Annotated in this window: 3 protein-coding genes; 1 reads left to right on the forward strand and 2 read right to left on the reverse strand. The window is 67.3% G+C overall.

The window, feature by feature from the left end; genetic code table 11:
• On the forward strand, positions 1 to 702 hold a 702-nt coding region (locus tag R1101_RS0122200), incomplete at its 5' end, for an alpha/beta hydrolase (protein WP_016935423.1).
• A 13-nt stretch (positions 703 to 715) separates the two neighbouring features.
• Here R1101_RS0122200 and R1101_RS0122205 read toward each other — a convergent pair.
• Positions 716 to 961, reverse strand: a complete 246-nt coding sequence (locus R1101_RS0122205; RefSeq protein ID WP_026003588.1) for a hypothetical protein — start codon at positions 959 to 961, stop codon at positions 716 to 718.
• Positions 939 to 2,003: fatty acid desaturase family protein (locus tag R1101_RS28165; RefSeq protein ID WP_016935425.1), on the reverse strand; the 1,065-nt coding region annotated here is incomplete at its 5' end. The genes R1101_RS28165 and R1101_RS0122205, both read right to left, overlap by 23 nt.

Here is a 2,003-nt window from a genome sequence, read left to right on the forward strand (position 1 = left end):
CACGGCGGCGGGTTCGTCGCCGGCGACCTCACCGTGGTGGACGAACCGGCGCGGGCGATCTCCCGCGCCACCGGGGCCACCGTCGTGACCGCGGGATACCGCCTCGCGCCGGAACATCGGTTCCCCGCGGCGACCGACGATGCCTGGGCTGCGTTGCAGTGGGTCACCGACCACATCGCCGAGTACGGCGGCGACCCGGACGACGTGGTGGTCATGGGCGACAGTGCCGGTGGCAACCTCGCGGCCGGTGTCGCCTTGCGGGCCCGCGACGAGGGAGCGCCCGCGTTGCGGGGGCAGGTCCTCATCTATCCGGCGGTGGACCGGGCTGCGGACGTGCCCTCGCGCCGCGAGTTCGCCGAGGGATACATCATCACCGCCGCCGACATGGACTGGTTCCTCGAGCAGTACTTCGCGTCGGCCGAGGACGCAGAGAGGCCGTACGCACTTCCGGCGCGTGCCGAGCGTTTCGACGGCCTGCCACCGACCCTGGTGCTCACCACCGAGAACGAAGTGCTCCGCGACGAAGGTGAGCTCTACGGACAACGCCTACGGGAGGCCGGTGTGGACGTGACGATCCGTCGTTTCGACGGACTCGTACACGGCGCCTTCTGGATGTCGGGCGCGGTGCCGCGCAGCGGCGAGATGCGCGACGAGGTGGCCGAGTTCGTCACCCGTGTCACGACGGGCCTGCCCGCACGGTAGAGACCGCGTCTCGCTACTCCTCGGGAGGGGCCGAGCGATGCCGATCCGGCGTCGCCGGCCCTTCCTCGCGTTCGTCGTCGTCCCGCGCCGCGCGGGCGGCCTCCCGCATCTCGATCGCATCGGTGATCCACTCACCGATCTCGCGGGTGACGTCCCGGACCGCTCCGGTGATGATCCCGGCGATCGCGCCGACGTGGGTGGCGGCCGACTCGGTGACCTCCTGGACCGTGTCCTTGTTACGCTCGAATCTTCCCACCATGTTCGACCCCCTCGATCGTGTCGTCCGCGAGGGTACCCGCATCGCCGACCCGGTGGTCCGTAGCGCGTCGACGTTCGATGACGACGCCCGACTCGGGTTCCGAACGCACCCATCCCGGCGGAAGAGCGAGCTGGAAGATCTTCTTCCACACCGACGTCACCTGGGCGGTGAAGCCACCGGTGTTGTACGGAAGTCCGTGCTTCTCGCACAGCTCCCGCACCTTCGGGGCGAGTTCCGGATAGCGGTGGGCCGGCAGGTCCGGGAACAGGTGGTGCTCGATCTGGTGCGACAGGTTTCCGGACATGATGTGGAACAGCGGGGAGCCGGTGATGTTCGCGCTGCCCAGCATCTGCCGGACGTACCACTCACCACGGGTCTCGTCGGCGGTCTCCTCCTCGGTGAAGGACTGCACACCGGACGGGAAATGGCCGCAGAAGATGATCGAGTACGCCCACACGTTGCGCACCACATTGGCGGTGACGTTGCCGAGCAGCGTCGGCACGAACATCGGGCCGCTCAGCAGCGGGAAGGCGACGTAGTCCTTGATCACCTGGCGACGGGCCTTGCGCCACCATCCCTTCGCGATCGGGATCACGTGGCGCCACGACCGCGTGCCGGCGACGATCCGATCGACCTCGGCATCGTGCATCATCACGCCCCACTCGAACATGAACATGAGCACGGTCGCGTAGACCGGGTTGCCGAGATAGTAGAGATGCCACTTCTGCGCGGGATCCATGCGCAGGACCCCGTATCCGATGTCGCGATCCTGACCGAGGATGTTGGTGTAGGTGTGGTGCAGGTAGTTGTGCGAGTGCCGCCACTGGTCCGACGGGCACACCGTGTCCCATTCGAATACACGCGAATTCAGCGACGGTTCGCGCATCCAGTCGTACTGGCCGTGCATCACGTTGTGCCCGATCTCCATGTTGTCGAGGATCTTCGACACGCTCAGCGCCGCCACGCCGGCGACCCAAGCGGGAGGGAGGAATCCGACGAACAACAGGCCGCGACCGGCGATCTCGAATCCACGTTGCGCCTT

The organism is Rhodococcus sp. R1101 (assembly GCF_000278445.1).
GTDB lineage: Bacteria > Actinomycetota > Actinomycetes > Mycobacteriales > Mycobacteriaceae > Rhodococcus > Rhodococcus gordoniae.